Annotated in this window: 12 protein-coding genes, 1 tRNA gene and 1 pseudogene; 10 read left to right on the top strand and 4 right to left on the bottom strand. The window is 58.5% G+C overall.

Annotated features, from left to right (window positions below; all coding sequences use genetic code 11):
• The first annotated feature begins 150 nt into the window (after positions 1 to 150).
• The 5 genes from ACVWY9_RS06870 (at position 151) to ACVWY9_RS06850 (ending at position 4,268) form a co-directional block, all read left to right on the top strand.
• A complete protein-coding gene (locus tag ACVWY9_RS06870; RefSeq protein WP_011434035.1) occupies positions 151 to 594 on the top strand; it encodes a 2TM domain-containing protein in 444 nt (147 codons plus the stop codon).
• Positions 595 to 714: 120 nt separating this feature from the next.
• Positions 715 to 785 (top strand) — tRNA-Gly (locus ACVWY9_RS06865).
• Between the two features lie 779 nt (positions 786 to 1,564).
• On the top strand, positions 1,565 to 2,050 hold the full coding sequence (locus tag ACVWY9_RS06860) for a hypothetical protein (protein WP_457387888.1): 486 nt from the start codon (positions 1,565 to 1,567) through the stop codon (positions 2,048 to 2,050).
• A 6-nt stretch (positions 2,051 to 2,056) separates the two neighbouring features.
• A complete protein-coding gene (locus ACVWY9_RS06855; protein WP_457387940.1) occupies positions 2,057 to 2,566 on the top strand; it encodes an extracellular solute-binding protein in 510 nt (169 codons plus the stop codon).
• A gap of 61 nt (positions 2,567 to 2,627) precedes the next feature.
• Positions 2,628 to 4,268: an ABC transporter permease gene (locus tag ACVWY9_RS06850; RefSeq protein ID WP_414342291.1), complete on the top strand. Its 1,641-nt coding sequence runs from the start codon at positions 2,628 to 2,630 to the stop codon at positions 4,266 to 4,268.
• A gap of 22 nt (positions 4,269 to 4,290) precedes the next feature.
• Here the strand turns inward: ACVWY9_RS06850 and ACVWY9_RS06845 are convergent, their stop codons facing one another.
• Positions 4,291 to 4,950 (bottom strand): hypothetical protein, encoded by a 660-nt coding sequence (locus ACVWY9_RS06845; RefSeq protein WP_457387887.1) that lies wholly within the window; start codon positions 4,948 to 4,950, stop codon positions 4,291 to 4,293.
• Between the two features lie 217 nt (positions 4,951 to 5,167).
• On the opposite strand from ACVWY9_RS06845, the gene ACVWY9_RS06840 reads away from it, so the two are divergent.
• The 5 genes and pseudogenes from ACVWY9_RS06840 (at position 5,168) to gndA (ending at position 11,337) form a co-directional block, all read left to right on the top strand.
• On the top strand, positions 5,168 to 6,520 hold the full coding sequence (locus tag ACVWY9_RS06840; protein WP_457387886.1) for an ABC transporter substrate-binding protein: 1,353 nt from the start codon (positions 5,168 to 5,170) through the stop codon (positions 6,518 to 6,520).
• A gap of 112 nt (positions 6,521 to 6,632) precedes the next feature.
• Complete coding sequence (locus ACVWY9_RS06835) at positions 6,633 to 7,835, top strand: carbohydrate ABC transporter permease (RefSeq protein ID WP_414329418.1); 1,203 nt, start codon at positions 6,633 to 6,635, stop codon at positions 7,833 to 7,835.
• A gap of 162 nt (positions 7,836 to 7,997) precedes the next feature.
• Positions 7,998 to 9,221: an alpha/beta hydrolase family protein gene (locus tag ACVWY9_RS06830; protein WP_457387885.1), complete on the top strand. Its 1,224-nt coding sequence runs from the start codon at positions 7,998 to 8,000 to the stop codon at positions 9,219 to 9,221.
• Between the two features lie 429 nt (positions 9,222 to 9,650).
• Positions 9,651 to 9,824: pseudogene (locus tag ACVWY9_RS06825) on the top strand (pentapeptide repeat-containing protein); the annotation flags it as partial.
• Between the two features lie 94 nt (positions 9,825 to 9,918).
• Positions 9,919 to 11,337 carry an NADP-dependent phosphogluconate dehydrogenase gene (gndA, locus tag ACVWY9_RS06820; protein WP_457387884.1) on the top strand — a complete coding sequence of 473 codons (1,419 nt, stop codon included), beginning with the start codon at positions 9,919 to 9,921 and terminating at the stop codon, positions 11,335 to 11,337.
• Here gndA and ACVWY9_RS06815 read toward each other — a convergent pair.
• The 3 genes from ACVWY9_RS06815 to nadC all read right to left on the bottom strand — a co-directional run bounded on the left by ACVWY9_RS06815 (position 11,334) and on the right by nadC (position 15,001).
• Positions 11,334 to 12,827 (bottom strand): L-aspartate oxidase, encoded by a 1,494-nt coding sequence (locus ACVWY9_RS06815; RefSeq protein ID WP_457387883.1) that lies wholly within the window; start codon positions 12,825 to 12,827, stop codon positions 11,334 to 11,336. The genes gndA and ACVWY9_RS06815 overlap by 4 nt on opposite strands.
• A 29-nt stretch (positions 12,828 to 12,856) precedes the next feature.
• Positions 12,857 to 13,945, bottom strand: coding sequence for a quinolinate synthase NadA (gene nadA, locus ACVWY9_RS06810; protein WP_414342299.1), 1,089 nt, complete (start codon positions 13,943 to 13,945; stop codon positions 12,857 to 12,859).
• A 198-nt stretch (positions 13,946 to 14,143) separates the two neighbouring features.
• A complete protein-coding gene (gene nadC, locus ACVWY9_RS06805; RefSeq protein WP_011434043.1) occupies positions 14,144 to 15,001 on the bottom strand; it encodes a carboxylating nicotinate-nucleotide diphosphorylase in 858 nt (285 codons plus the stop codon).
• Between the last annotated feature and the right edge of the window lie 178 nt (positions 15,002 to 15,179).

Raw genomic sequence — 15,179 nt, 5'->3', positions numbered from 1 at the left:
GGGACACTTAACCCCAGAGAAGGAGGCTCGCAGTCTAGGTTTAGTCTAACGGTTGGGATCCCGCGGCGGAGGGAGCTTCATAAGGCGCAAGATCCAGCTAGCCCAAACTAAGAGATATAAAGTTTACGAAGTTATATGTAAGTCAGCCAAATGTCGGGATCCCGGTACAGCCAAGAGGACGTGCAGCAGATCCTCCAGCGGGCCATTGCCCGCCAGCCACGCCTGGGCGAGTTCACCCGCTCCCAACTGCAGGAGATGGCTGCCGAACTGGGGATCTCCCCCCAAGAGCTGGACTTGGCCGAGCAGGAATGGAAGGCCTGGCAAGAGCTGAACAGCCAACACCGAGAATTCCAGCGCTACCGCCGTCGGCAGTTTTACCAACTGCTGGGCCGCTATGGAATTGTCAACAGCTTTTTGCTGGGCTTAGACTGGCTCTCCGGTGGAGGGCTATCTTGGTCGCTGTTTATACTCATGGGGTGGGGCTTGACCGTTGCCCTCAAGGGCTGGAACGCCTACCAAACGGAGGGTGAACGCTACGAGAAAGAGTTTCGCCAATGGCAAAGGAAACGCCAGAAAGATCTCCAGAGCAAGTAAGCCCAGCCTACCGGAGAAGTCTGTCCCGCTGATGGAGATGGATTTTTCTCCAAACTCTGAGTGGGAAGGGGCACCGCCGAGAGATGCTACCATAGATATTCAGCATCGCTGAATGCCCGTGCGGGCGTAGTTTAATGGTAAAACCGCAGTCTTCCAAACTGCTGTTGTCGGTTCGATTCCGTCCGCCCGCTTCCCAACACTGGGCAGGCCTTAAACTAAACCTCAAAACTCGCCTGCTGTAGGTCTTTCCGGGCCCAACCTAGCCCCAAGGCAACGGTTGAGTTCGGGGCGAAAAGTGTCTGCGAGGGGGGTGGAGAAGGAGCAAAGCAGGAGGAGTCTTGTGAGCTTTTGGTCTGACCGTGGCGTATCGTGGCTGGGGTGGTACTACCGTGGAAGGCGTTACCGGTTGTCGACGGGGGTGCCGGATACGACGGCAAGCCGGCGGGTGGAGTCGGAAGCTGGTTGCCTTGGTTAAGCTTCTCTAGGAGGAGCTAGATAAGGAAGACGCTTTCGGATCCCTATAGCCAAAGTACAGGGTATGTGGTTCCAAAAAGCATAGCTGGTTGAACCAAGCTGTGCTTTTTCCTCTCACAATCTGGCCGGTAATTTTTCTTAATCAGAACTTAATCTCAAAATAACTAAAAAATAACTTTTGGATGATTTTATTGAGGTATTCTGAGCTGTATTCAACTCCTAAAATAGGGGGAAACCTGGGAACCCCGAAGCCAAAGCTTCCCCCGGCTTCCTGCGAGTTTTGTGAGCGAAGTGGGATCCCTGCTACGCAGGGGGTGCTTCTATTATCCATATCCATGTGGTTGTGACTTATAGTGGCTGTGATAGATGTTGTCTGAAAAGCTGCAATACAGGCTTATTCTCCGGTGAATTTGGGCAATGCTCTCATTTGTGCCAGATCGGCAGTAAAGTGAGAGTAAATGCAAAAACCGATTTTGGAATGGTTAGGAGAATCACCGTGCGTCCTCTATCTTTGTTGGCGGTGCTTTGCAGCGTGGCTTTTGCCCAGCCTTTTGCGTGGGGATCCTTGAGCTCAGCCTGGGCTAAGCCTTCCGGGACGTTGCGTTTGTACACCTCCCAACCCGATGCAGATGCTCAGAAAACTGTTGCTGCATTTCGGGAAGTTTATCCAGAGGTTTCGGTGGAGATCTTTCGCTCCGGCACCGAGGAGGTGATCAGCCGCTTTCTTTTAGAAGCAGAAAAGGGCAGCCCCCAGGCAGATGTGTTGTTGGTGGCCGATGCGCCCACCTTTGAGCTGCTGAAAGCCCGCAATTTGCTGGAGTCCTACTGCAGCCCTGAGGCCAAAGCCATCGCTGCCACCTACTACGACCCAGACTGCCACTACTTCGGCACCAAGATCTTGGCCACGGTGATCGTTTACAACACGGCCAAAGCCCAGCCCATCGATAGCTGGGCAGCCCTGGCCCAGGTTCCTGAAGGCTAACTGGTGATGCCCAGCCCTACCTATTCGGGCGCCGCCGCCTACAACTTGGGGGTTATCACCCGCACCCCCGGCTTGGGCTGGGAGTGGTACGAAGCCCTGAAAAAGAACAAGGCAGTGCTGGTGCAAGGCAATGGCGCTGTGGCTCGCAACGTCGCCAGTGGCGAACAAAGCTACGGCATGGTGGTGGACTTTCTCGCCATTCGCAGCCGCAACGAGGGATCCCCAGTGGAGGTGGTCTATCCCAAGGAGGGTGTGCCATTGATTACAGAGCCGGTGGGAATTGTAAAAGGAACGCCCAACCTGGAAGCTGCCCAGGCTTTTGTGGACTTCTTGCTGTCTCAGAAGGGGCAGGAGGTTGCTGCAGGGATGGGCTATATGCCACTGCGGCAGGATGTCACACCTCCGAAAGGGTTCCCCGCCTTGAGCGAGCTGAAGATCTTAAGCGTGCCGGCGACGGAGTTGGCCGAGAGCCGCGAGGCCGACAAGGCTCGCTTTGCCAAGTTGTTTGGGGAATAGGTTGACATCAAGCTGGCCAGACGCTGGCCAAGTCTTGCGGTGGAAGGACTTGAGCAAAGGGTTGAGGCACCCCATTATCCCCTGGCTGGTGGCTGTAGCCGCCCTTGTGACTCTGACCCACGTCTATCCCCTCTGGAGGCTGCTGCAGCGGGCCTTGGGCGGCGAAGGTGAGAACATCCGCTGGTTGCTGGAAACGCCTCGCGTCCATCTGGCGCTACGCCATAGCCTTTGGGTGTCCGCGGCCTCAGCGGCGCTGGCTCTTGGGGCCGCTCTGCTGCTGGCGGTGCTCACCACCCAGACGGATCTGCCGGGCCGCGGGATCCTACGGCTGCTCTTTTTGTCTCCTCTGGTGATTCCGCCCCAGGTTTTGGCCTTGGCCTGGATCCAGTGGGCTGGGCCGGTGGGCTATCTGCAGCAGGGGCTGCGCTGGATTTTGGGAAAGCAGGGATCCCTGTGGAGCCTCTACACACCGGCGGGGATCATCCTGTTGCTGGCTCTTTTTGTGCTGCCGATTGCCTATCTGACGCTGGTGGCGGGCCTGAGCCGGCTCTCCAAGCAGGCTCAGGAGGCGGCCCAACTGGATGGGGCAAACCTGCTGCAGGTTTGGCTCTACGTCACGCTGCCTCTGTTACGGCCCTCTGTGGCGGCAGCAGCAGCACTGGCGTTCCTGGGGGCCTGGGGCAATTTCGGGATCCCGGCCTTGCTGGGGATCCCGGGGCGCTACCTGACCTTGCCCACTCTGCTGTACCAGGAGGTGATCAACTTCAGCGGCGATGGGTTTGGGCGCAGTGCGGCGCTGGCGTTGCTCTTTGGCCTGCCGGCCCTCTTCTTCTTGAGCTGGCCCCAGCGGAGTCAGGAGGGGTTGGATCCCGGCGAGGCGCCTCCGGATCCCTATCGCCTGGGCTGGCTGGGTTGGCTGCTCAGCGGGATCCTTTTCGCCGCAGCTCTGCTGGTCGTTCTTGGGCCCTTGCTGGCCATGGCTGCGACTGCCCTGCTGCGGGCCTATGGCCTGCCCCTGACCTGGTCTAACCTAACCCTGGAGCATTTCCGCATGGTTCTTTTTGATCTGGAGCGGGCCCGCCGCGCCACGCTGCACAGTTTGGGCTTGGCGGGAGGAGCGGCACTGCTCTGCAGCGGGATAGGGACGATCTTGGGCTATGCCCTGACCCGCTTGAAGGTGCCGCTGTTGGCCCTGCTCAGCTTCATCGTGGACTTGCCCTATGCCCTGCCGGGCCTGATTTTTGCTTTGTCTCTCATCTTGGTGTGGTTGCCTCCTCCCCTGCCGGGGCTGAGCCTCTACGGCACCCTATGGCTGATCCTGATGGCCTACCTGGGGCGGTTCTCGGCCCTGGCACTGCAGCCCCTGCAAGCGGCGTGGCGCAGCTTGGATACCAGCCTTGAGGAGGCAGCCAGTATTGACGGGGCCTCCCTGCTGCAAACCTTTCGCCACATCTTGGTGCCGCTGCTGGCGCCAGCCCTGACGGCGGCAGTGTTGCTGGTATTTCTGCAATCTTTTGCCGAGCTGACCCTCTCCGCCCTCTTGGTGACCTCCCGCTCGGAGACCTTTGGGTGGCTCATCTTTGGCTTGCAACAAGGGGGCTATACCCAGCAAGCGGCGGCCCTAAGTACCTTGCTGCTGATCGCGCTCTTTGCCCTGGCCGCGGGGATCCAGGCGCTGCGGCGGCATGCCAAGCCAAGCTGAGGAGGGGATCCCTGCAAATCCTTCACGGATTGGGGCCGACTGTGGTGGTGCGGCGGATCGGTTGACCTTTCAGGGTATTGCCTTCTACTGTTTTCACCCAGCCTTGCCCTGGTACAAATCGGTACTGCACATCGGTATCAGAGCCACCGAGCAGATCCCCTTGGGCATTGAAGACGCGAGTTTCCCGCTGCCAGTGTCCTGGCCCGGTCGGTGTGCTGCTCGACTCGGTGGTGTAGGTTTGGTCGCGGGCATTGCTGAATTGGCCGCTGCGCTGCCAGCCTTGCCCCGCTTGGCCCTCAGTAAGGCTTGAGCTGCTGCCCACCGTCTTGCCCTCGGCGTTTTGCAGGGTGGTGCTGCCCTGCCGTTGCCAACCCTCATGTGTGTGAGTAGTGGTGTGCTGATGGTTCAGGTTCCAGGTCTGACCTTGTTGGGTAGTGACTTGGCCGGAATAGTCTCCTTCCACCCCCTGACCGGGAATGAATTGCCGGGATCCCTGGCCGGAATAGGTGCCACTACCCGATCTGCCACTTGGCCCGGTGCCAGTGTAGGTGCCGGAGTGAGTGAAGGTGCGCTCACCGCTCGGGGTCAGGGATCCAGCCGTTGGCGTGGTGGCTGTGCGAGTGCGTTGACGGGGGCGAGCCTGCGCAAAGGGAGCAAGCGCCATCAGGAGGGCAGTAACCAATAACAGGCAAAAGCTTGCGGTTTTCATTTTCATTCTCATTTTTCGAGACCCCTTGAGAAATTGCCAATCATGACCCAGGCTAGGTGCTCACCTCATCTGACTCTGACTTTGGCCTGAGGGTTCACCTCCCGAGGGGATCCCAGCCAGACATAACCTGCTCTTAATGTCGGTGCTGTAATCTCAGAGGTGCCTTTAGCGAATGCGACTGCATTTTTCTATGAATACCCGTCGTACTTTCCTGGCTGTTGCGGCTGGCCTGGTGGCTGCGTCTGCTGCTGCTCTTCTGGCTGCCGACAGCTTTGCTCAGTCTCCTGCCGAAGTCAAAGTTTGGATTGCCTTTACCGACAACCGCCTGGATTGGGCCCGCGAAAAAGCGGCAGAGTTCAACAAACAATTTCCTCAATACAAAGTTACGGTCGAAGGCTACGGCAACTACGAAGAAATTCAGCAAGCCACCGACCTGGCTATTCAACAAAATGCTGCTCCTTCGGTGGTGCAATGGTTTGAGGTGGGCACCCAGCGGGCACGGGATTTTGGTTACTTCAAGTCCATTGCCGAGGCTCTGGGCAATCGCACCGAAGTGAACGGGATCCCAGTGAATTTCGACGATTTTATCGAGCCGGTGGTGAGCTACTACACCCTGGATGGCAAATTTACCTCCATGCCCTGGAACAGCTCCAGCCCCATTCTCTACTCCAACACGGCCATCTTCAAGAAGGCAGGGATCGAAAAGCCGCCGGCCACCTGGCAAGAGCTGGAGGCTGCTTGTCAAAAGATCATGGCCCTCCCCGACGCTCCCCAGGGCTGTGTGACCTGGCCCAATCACGGCTGGTTCTACGAGCAGTGGATGGCCCAGCAGAATGCCCTCTTGGCCAACAACGACAATGGCCGTGCCGCCCGTGCCACCCAGGTCTTTTTGGACTCGGAGCCGTCAATTGCCATCGCCACCTGGTGGAAAGGGATGTATGACAAAGGCTACTACATCTACAGCGGCAAGCAGCGGGATTGGGCAGCCACCGAGCAGGCCATCCAGACCGGTACCGTCGCTATGGCCATCACCAGCAGCGCCGATGCCGCCAACATCACCAACGCTGCCAAGCAAAACAACATCGAGCTGGTCACCACCCGCATGCCCTACAACGCCGACAAGGGTTGGACAGGCAACTTGATCGGGGGAGCCAGCCTCTGGCTGGTGAAGGATCTGCCCAAGGAGGTGGAAGAGGGGGCGCTGACCTTCATGTTGTGGCTGAACAACACCGAAAATGCTGCCGAGTGGCACCAAGTGACCGGCTACTTGCCCATTCGGAAAAGCTCGGTAGCTTTACTGGAGTCGAAGGGCTGGTTCAAGGAAAACCCCAACTTCTTCACCGCCAGCGACCAAATCAACAATTCCAAGGTGACCCCTGCCACTCGGGGGGCGCTGCTGGGGGCTTTCCCCGAAATTCGCAACGTGGTGACCCAAACCATGGAAGATCTGATGCTTAAAGGCGGGGATCCAGCCCAGGCTATGGCCAAGGCCAACCAGGAGGCCAACCGCCTTCTGGCCGAGTACAACTCCCTTTACCAGTAGCCCCAGTGTCGATGGGCCAGGGGTGTTATTGAGGGATGGGGGTGGGCGGCGGCCTGCCCCTTTCCGGGCTTTGATAAGGCTCTTGTGAAGAGCACAGCCGAGGTGAGAGGCGATGTTGGGATTCGTCCAAGTGTTGGTGCCGCTGTTGGCAGGGTTGCTGGGATCCCTCTGGATGGGGCTCCGTTTTCGACGCATCGAGTGGCCTGTGCCGGTGGGGGCAGTGCTGGGGGGCCTAGCAGGAGGGCTGGGATCCCTGATTTTTATGGCGCCCCTGGATTTTTGCACTTTTGAGCCGGAGCGCAAGGCCATCGACATGGCCTTTGGCGTGGGGCTGGTGCTGGCGGGCATGGCCATTCCCCTCTGGCCACTGTTGGCGTGGACGCAGAAGGAGCAGGAGCGCCGCCTGGGGATCCCCGGCCCAGCTGTTCAGGAGAGGGGCATCTTTAAGCAGTGGTGGCTGGCGTGGCTGCTCTTGTTGCCCACCTTCACGATCTTGGTGGTGTTTCTCTACTACCCAGGGCTGGATACCTTCCGCCTTTCCACCCTGCTCACGTTTGTGGGGGCGCCGCGCAGCCGCTTCGTCTGTGTGGATAACTTTACCGCTTTGCTGACGGATTCCACCTATCTGCGCAGCCTGGGGATTACCTTTGCCATTTCGGCGGCCATCGTGGTGCTGGGGTTGAGCGGATCCCTGTTGATTGCCACGCTGGCCTATCAGCCGATTCGGGGGGCGGCGATTTATCGGGTGTTGCTGATCTGGCCCTACGCCATCTCTCCGGCGGTGGCCGGGATCATCTTCTTTATCATGTTCAACCCCTTGGGAGGGGTGGCCAACCATTTGCTGGGCCTGGTGGGGATCCCCCGTTTAAACTGGCTCAGCGATCCCAACTTGGCCCCTTGGGTGGTGATCTTTGCTAGCGTTTGGAAGCAGATGGGCTACAACATTTTGTTTTACCTTGCCGGCCTGCAAAACCTGCCCAAGGATTTGCTGGAAGCGGCTGCCATCGACGGGGCCGGGGCAGTGCGTCGCTTTTTTGCCATCACCCTACCGCTGCTTTCTCCCATCACCTTCTTTTTGGTGATTACCAACATGACCTATGCGTTTTTCGATATCTTTGGCACCATTGACTTGCTGACTGCTGGGGGCCCTTCCGGATCCACCTCGGTGTTGATCTACGAGATCTACAAAATCGGAGTGTCTTCAGGCAATTTGGGTAGGGCTGCCGCGCAATCCATCGTCCTGTTTCTCATTGTGGTGGGGCTGACGATCCTGCAATTTCGCACCACCGAGCGGAATGTAACCTACGGCGGATAACGGCTGTCTCTGCTGCAACGCAATGATCCCAGTTCTCAGTGGGCAAGGGGAAAATCGGCTAATACAGGCTTACACCTAGCCTCACTCCACCACCTTCGCCATTCAAGGGCAGCACAATCCGTTAGTCCGCGAAAGATTCTTCCAATTCAAGGATAAACAGTTATGAATAAAGAGAAACTATGGCAGCGAAGCAAACAGCGAATCCGGTTTCGGAATGACGATATGGATTTCTATTTTGCCTGGATTCTTGCTCACCAAAACGAAGGTGGTTCGGCACTTGGCGAGTGCTTCTACACTGCTTCCCAAATTAAAGATGGTGATCCCGAAAGCTGGTACAAGGCCTGGTCAGAAATGGCCCGTCGCGTCGAATCGCAGGCGACACAGGCACTGGCAAACGGGCATCGGGTTAGTGCACGTGAAGCCTACCTGCGCGCCTTTACCTATCATCAGATGGCAGCCATCTTCGTTCGCCCGCAAGATCAACGACTGCGAGAGGGATGGCAAAAAGCACAATGGTGTTTTCGGCAAGCAGCCGCTCAATGCAAGCCGCCTATCGAACCGATCCAGATCCCGTTCGCGGGCAAAGTTCTGCCGGGTTACTTTCTGTGCGGGCATAATGAGAATCGGAAAGCACCAACGTTGATCCTGATAGGCGGTGGTGAAACATGCGCCGAAGAACTCTATTTCTGGATAGGCCCGGCAGGAGTCCGCCGGAGGTATCACGTTCTTCTGATAGATTTGCCCGGTCAGGGAAGTACACCCTTCGATGGTTTATTCTTCCGGGTCGATTCTGAACTCCCTATCAAGGCTGTCGTCGATCATATCCTCACGCGATCAGAGGTCGACGCCGAACGGTTGGCTTTATTTGGCATCAGTGGTGGTGGCTACATGGTATCCCGCGCTCTTCCATTTGAGAAACGTATCAAAGCCTGCATAGCCAGTGCTCCCATCATAGATATTTACCAACTTGTCATGGCCGAAATTCCGTCGGTACTCCTCAAAACTCCCGGTTTTTTCAGGAACACCCTTACCAGGCTGGCAGGTCTTAGAAACCCCCTGCCCGGTATTGCATTAGAGAAGTTCTGCTGGCAAGCCGGAGTAAGCACAATTTCTGAAGCGTTAGAAATGGCGCGACAAGCACGAGTTGAAAGGATAGAAGAGATTACATGTCCGGTATTGTGTATGGTTGGCGAAGGAGAGTCAGAAGCACAAATGATGCAGGCTCGCGAGTTTTACAACGCTCTCCGATGCCCTAAAGCCTTTCGCGTCTTCGTTGCCGCCGACGGTGCAGATGCTCACTGCCAGATCAATAATCTGGGCCTGATGCAGCAAGTAGTCTTTGATTGGCTGGATGAGGTTTTTGGGTATCGGGCAGAGAATCTCTAAGAGCCTATCCGAAACATCCCGGTGTGGAAGATGAAGGTCAGCGAATCTCGTCTCTTCCCCGTGCGGTGATTGGAACGAAGCGATGCTGGGGGTAACGACGACCGAATAACCACCGTGGTGCCCATTGCCCCCAACGGTGATCACTGATCAAGACTATGCATGGGTGGCTTGACGACGCAACGCACCCATATCTGCCGATAGCGGAGGGGCGGTTCGCGCACTGCCCTCCCCGATGATACGACGAGCACGGGATGCATCGATGGACAATGGGGGTTGTTGATCATGCGCCCATCCCATTCACCACTCGTCGGGGTGCACCCGTCGGGGCACGACGGTGCCGTGCCTCGACTCCATCGGCTTGCATCCGGTGATGGATTTCATCCGTCGTGACGTGACGACGAGGTATTCGGATAGGCTCTCAGAAGGGCCAAGCTCACGGGAGCCATTGCCGCACGGGCGGTTTGGCAAGGAGCGCAGATTGCCGGCGCCGATTTCAGCGAAGCCTATGTGGATCGGGCGGCAAAGCGGCAGTTGTGTGAGCGAGCTGAGGGATCCCACCCGATAACCGGCGTAACCACCCGTGAGAGTTTGGGCTGCCCTTGAATCAGGGCCGGCAAAGGTGAAGAAAACAGGATCCCTGAGCCCCGTCGGTCAGATTGGCCTCTAGATTGGGTGAGGTGTCGATAGTGCCCCAACCATGAGCAAGCCCAGCTTTGCGGTGATTGGCCTAGCGGTGATGGGGGAAAACCTGGCCCTCAACGTCGAGCGCAATGGCTTCCCGGTTGCCGTCTACAACCGCACCAGCTCCAAAACCGACCAGTTCATGCGGGAGCGAGCCCAAGGCAAACGGATCACCCCCGCCTACAGCCTGCCGGAATTGGTGCAACTGATGGAGCGGCCCCGCAAATTCTTGATCATGGTCAAGGCGGGTGCGCCGGTAGACGCGGTGATTGACGAGCTTAAACCCCTGCTGGATCCGGGGGATATCATCATCGACGGCGGCAACTCCCTCTACACCGACACCGATCGCCGTGCCGAAGCCCTCGCCCCCACCGGGATCCACTTTGTCGGCATGGGAGTGAGCGGCGGGGAAGAGGGCGCCCTGAACGGCCCCAGCCTCATGCCCGGCTGCAGCCCAGAGGCCTACCAACAACTGGAGCCCATCTTGGCCAAAATTGCCGCTCAAGTGCCAGACGGCCCTTGCGTCACCTACCTGGGGCCCAAAGGGGGCGGGCACTACGTGAAGATGGTGCACAACGGCATCGAATACGGCGATATGCAGCTGATCGCCGAGGTCTACGACCTAATGCGCAGGGCTTTGAAGCTGTCGGCCTCGCAGATGCAGGAGATTTTTCAGGCTTGGAATGAAACAGAGCTGGAATCTTTCCTAATTGAAATTACCGCCAAGATTTTCCAAACCCTAGATCCGGAAACCGGCAAGCCTTTGGTGGATCTCATCCTGGATAAGGCCGGGCAGAAAGGCACCGGTTTGTGGACGGTCAAAGATGCTCTGGATCTGGGGGTAGCGGTGCCCACCATCGAGGCGGCAGTGCAAGCTCGTATCCTCTCGTCGATGAAAGAGGAGCGGGTGGCTGCCTCTGCCCAGTTGAAAGGGCCGGACGCCACTTTTGAAGGGGATCCCGACTGCTTTATCCAAGATCTGCGCGCCGCCCTCTACTGCTCCAAAATCTGCTCCTATGCGCAGGGGATGGCCCTGCTCAAAAGAGCCACTGTTGCCCACGGCTACGTCTACACCTTCAGTGAGATTCCGCGGATTTGGAAGGGGGGCTGTATCATCCGCGCCCGCTTCCTGGGCGAGATCCAGTCGGCCTACAAACGGGATCCAGAGCTGGTGAACCTGCTGTTGGATGAGGAATTCGAGCAGGCCATCCGGGAGCGGCAGGGATCCTGGCGGCGGGTGGTGTCCACGGCGGCTGCCCTGGGGATCCCGATCCCGGCCATCAGCGCTTCTTTGGCCTACTACGACAGCTACCGTACCGCCAACCTGCCCCAGAACCTCACCCAAGCCCAGCGGGACTTCTTCGGGGCCCACACCTTCGAGCGCATCGACAGGCCGGGCGTCTTTCACCATGAGTGGAATGCCTGTTGCCGTTAGCGATGCGTAGCATCAAGAGGTCTCTGGAAAAAAGTTGAACCGCGCACCTCCGTATGGAAAGGCTCCCCTTCCTGAGGAAAATCCTCGCGGAAATGGGCCCCGCGGCTTTCCTCCCGCAGCAGCGCCCCCTGAGCTACCAGACGGGCCAGCAAAAGCAGACTGCCTGCCTCGGCCTCTTCCCGGGTGGCCCAAGGCTTTTCCTGCAGGGGAAGTGCCTTGACAAAGGTCAGAAAAGCCCGCAGCCGTGTTCCCTCCCGCACAACGCCCAAAGCTTCCCCAACTCGATGCCTGAGAGCCGGCAGGATGTCGGGAGACGTCGCCAGAACGGGTAGCCTCTGCAGCTGTCGGGGAAAGCTCACCTCTCCCAAATCTTGCAAGGCAGCCAAGGCGGCCCGCTTGCCCATGACCAGCCCTTCCAAAAGGCTGTTGGAAGCCAAGCGATTGGCTCCGTGCAGACCCGTGGAAGCCACCTCCCCAGCAGCATAAAGGCCCGGCAGGCCGGTGAAGCCGAAAGTGTCCGTTCGGATCCCACCCATCACGTAGTGAGCGGCGGGAACAACTGGGAGCAGATCCTTGGTGGGATCCAGCCCCAAGGCGCGGGCAGAAGCAACAACGGTGGGAAAGCGCTCCTCCAGATGTTCGACGACCCGCAGATCCAGGTAGGTTCCCCCTGTCTGCTGCCGCTCCCAGAAAACGGCCCGAGCTACCACATCCCGCGGCGCCAGCTCTCCCAGCTCCGCATAGCGAGGCATAAAACGCTCCCCCAAGGCGTTGAGGAGAACAGCCCCTTCTCCTCTTACTGCCTCGCTCACCAGCGCTCCATTGGGCAAGGCCGTGGGGTGAAATTGCACAAACTCCAGATCCCTGAGAGTGGCCCCTGCCCGCCAGGCCAGCACCATTCCGTCGCCGGTGGCCCCCGGGGGAGCTGTCGAGACGGGGAAAAGGCTGCCAAATCCTCCCGTAGCCAGGAGAACTGCCCCGGCCCTCACCTCCACCGGCCCTTCAGGGCCAAGCAGCAAGGCCCCCCCTACCCTGTCCCCCGCCAGCAAAAGGCTTAGGGCTGTGTAGCCCTGCAAAGGCAGCCTGTTGAGGCGAGCCAGCAAACCTCTCAGAAGCCACAGTCCGCTCCGATCCCCCCCCAGATGGCGTACCCGCGCTTGGGAGTGGCCCCCTTCCCGGACAGGTTGGGGATGGAAAGGAAGGCCCCAGCGCAAAAGTCTCTCCAGGTGCAAGGGTGCTTCCTCCACAATGGAGCGAGCCACCTTTTCTTCCACCAGGCCGCGGCCCGCTTGCAAGGTGTCTTGGATATGGGCTTCTACGTCCGCCTCATCCACAGGAAAAGCCACCCCACCCTGCGCCCAAGGGGTAGAGCCAGAGGGAAGGGGATCCTTGCTTACCACCAGAGTTGTCGCCCCCTGGGCTTCGGCCCACAGGGCTGCGTACACCCCCGCCACCCCTGCTCCCAGGATCAACAGGTCTGTTTCTAACAAGGGCGGCGCCCCGTTCTTCCCCTCCACCTCTAGGCTCCGGCGGGCACTGCCAGCATGGCCAGGATGGAACGGCGAGCCTTCTCAGCCACCTCCTGGGGCACCTGGATCACGTAGCGCATCTCCTGCAGGGAGCGGTAAATCTTTTCCAAGGTAATCTTCTTCATGTACTCGCAGACGGCTTCTGCCTTGACGGGGATGAACGTTTTGTCTGGAGCTTCTTTCTTGAGCCGGTGAAGAATGCCCACCTCGGTGGCCACCACAAACTCGCGGCTTTCTGAAGCTTTGGCGTAGCGCACCATGCCCTCGGTGGAGAGCAGCTTGGCATCCGGTTTGAGGAAGAGACAGCTAGAGCCGCAACTGCACTCCGGGTGAATGAGGAACTCTGCTCCAGGGTGCTCTTCCACCATCGCCTTGAGGTGCTCTTCCCGGATGCCAACATGCACGTGGCACTCTCCCGGAAAGAGATCCAGCTCCCTTCCGGTTACTTGAGCAACGTGGGCTCCCAGAAACATATCCGGCACGAAGAAGATGGGGCGATCCGGGGGCAGGCTGGCCACCACTTGAACTGCGTTGGCGCTGGTTACGCAGACATCTGCCAGAGCCTTGATCTCGGCAGCGGTGTTGACGTAGGCCACCACCAGGCCCTCAGGGCAGGCTGCCTTCCACCGCAGCACATCTTGCGGGCGAATGCTATCGGCCAAGGAACAGCCCGCCTCCAGATCCGGCAGCAGCACCGTCTTTTCCGGGTTAAGGATGGCAGCCGTCTCCGCCATAAAATGCACGCCCGCAAAGACAATCACCTGGGCGCTCGTCTTTTGAGCCTCCCGAGCCAGTCCTAAGGAGTCTCCCACAAAGTCCGCCACCTCTTGAACTTCGGGGAGCTGATACGAATGCGCGAGGATAACTGCCTGCCTTTCCTGTTTGAGCCGGGCAATCTCCTGGACGATTGTGGCAGTGTTGTGTAGCAATGGGGTTTCTCCCTTCATTTTCGACTTCTTGTCGCGACAGCGTTGCGTAGCAATAACGGTTTTGTTCCTCTGGAGGCTGGACACGATCTGAGGACTTTGTCCCGCTAATGCGTTTGCAGGAGCAGCGCGCAGCAATAACGGAAAGCCCATCTCCTGGAGTTGGTCGACTCTGCTTTGGGGGGTATCTGAGCCGGCAAGAGAAGCAACCCCCAACCCAGATGCCCGGCGAAGCCTTTCGCGGCGCCCGGTTGAGCTGGAGCTGGGCTTAGGTTGTCTTCTCAAAGTAGCATCAGTCGCAACAGCGTTGCGTAGCAATAAAGCAGTGTCCAGCGAGGACTTGGCTCAGGGTCACACCACCAGCAAAGAGAGATCCAAAGCCTTGGCCGAGTGGGTGAGCGCCCCGACGCTGACGTAATTCACGCCTGCCTCGGCCACTTGCCTGGCCCGTTCTGGGGTCATGTTGCCGCTGGCCTCCAGGGGAACTCTCCCTCCCACCCGTTGGACGGCGGCCTGGGTTTCTTCCAGGGTGAAGTTGTCCAGAAGGATGAGATCGGCTCCTGCTGCCAAAGCCTCTTCCAGTTCCTGGAGATCCCGCACCTCCACCTCCACCTTGAGGTGGTGGGGAGCACCTTCCTTGGCCCGCTTGACGGCTGCCAAAACGCCTCCCGCGCCGCGGTCGCAACAGCGTTGCGTGGCAATGATGTGGTTTTCCTTGATCAAAATGCCGTCGAACAGCCCAAAGCGGTGGTTTTTGCCGCCCCCTACCCGTACAGCATACTTCTCCAGGGCGCGCAGGCCGGGAGTGGTCTTGCGGGTGTCCAGAAGCTGGGTTGAGGTTCCCCGGAGAGCCTCTACATAGGTGCGGGTGAGGGTGGCAATGCCGGACAGCCTTTGGAGAAGATTGAGCGCCAGCCTCTCCCCCGCCAGAATGCCCTTCAGGGATCCCTTGAGGTGGGCCACCTCTTGACGGACAGCCACCCTGGCCCCTTCCTCCACTCCAGGGATGAACTCCACCTGGGGATCCGCCAGCCGAAAAACCCGCTTGGCAATCTCCAGGCCGGCCAGGATCCCTGTCTCCTTGGCCAGGATTACCGCCTCACCCTCCAGTCCTGGGGGTAGGGTCAGCTCTGTGGTGAGGTCGCCGTGCCCCAGGTCTTCCCACAGCCAAGCGCAAAGGGTCTCCTCTGGTAAGTAAACTTCTTCCATTTTCGGTTTGGTTTTAGCTAGGTCGTGTTGATCTTATGTTAGGATAGAGAGAATAATTTATAGAGGAAAGAGGATGAAGTTGGTTTTTTAGATGAAAACAAATGGCAGAAGATATTGGCTTTTTTACAGACAGAAGAGAGAGTTAACATTGGGAAAGAAGCAAACTGCAAACAGTTTA

It is taken from the genome of Thermostichus sp. OS-CIW-31 (assembly GCF_054060305.1).
This window is presented reverse-complemented; position numbering and strand designations above follow the sequence as displayed.

Coding starts and splice junctions, on each gene's coding strand:
- ACVWY9_RS06870 (WP_011434035.1), top strand. CDS start 151: ATGTCGGGATCCCGGTACAGCCAAGAGGACGTGCAGCAGATCCTCCAG.
- ACVWY9_RS06855 (WP_457387940.1), top strand. CDS start 2,057: ATGCCCAGCCCTACCTATTCGGGCGCCGCCGCCTACAACTTGGGGGTT.
- ACVWY9_RS06840 (WP_457387886.1), top strand. CDS start 5,168: ATGAATACCCGTCGTACTTTCCTGGCTGTTGCGGCTGGCCTGGTGGCT.
- ACVWY9_RS06835 (WP_414329418.1), top strand. CDS start 6,633: ATGTTGGGATTCGTCCAAGTGTTGGTGCCGCTGTTGGCAGGGTTGCTG.
- ACVWY9_RS06830 (WP_457387885.1), top strand. CDS start 7,998: ATGAATAAAGAGAAACTATGGCAGCGAAGCAAACAGCGAATCCGGTTT.
- gndA (WP_457387884.1), top strand. CDS start 9,919: ATGAGCAAGCCCAGCTTTGCGGTGATTGGCCTAGCGGTGATGGGGGAA.
- nadA (WP_414342299.1), bottom strand. CDS start 13,945: ATGGGCTTTCCGTTATTGCTGCGCGCTGCTCCTGCAAACGCATTAGCG.
- nadC (WP_011434043.1), bottom strand. CDS start 15,001: ATGGAAGAAGTTTACTTACCAGAGGAGACCCTTTGCGCTTGGCTGTGG.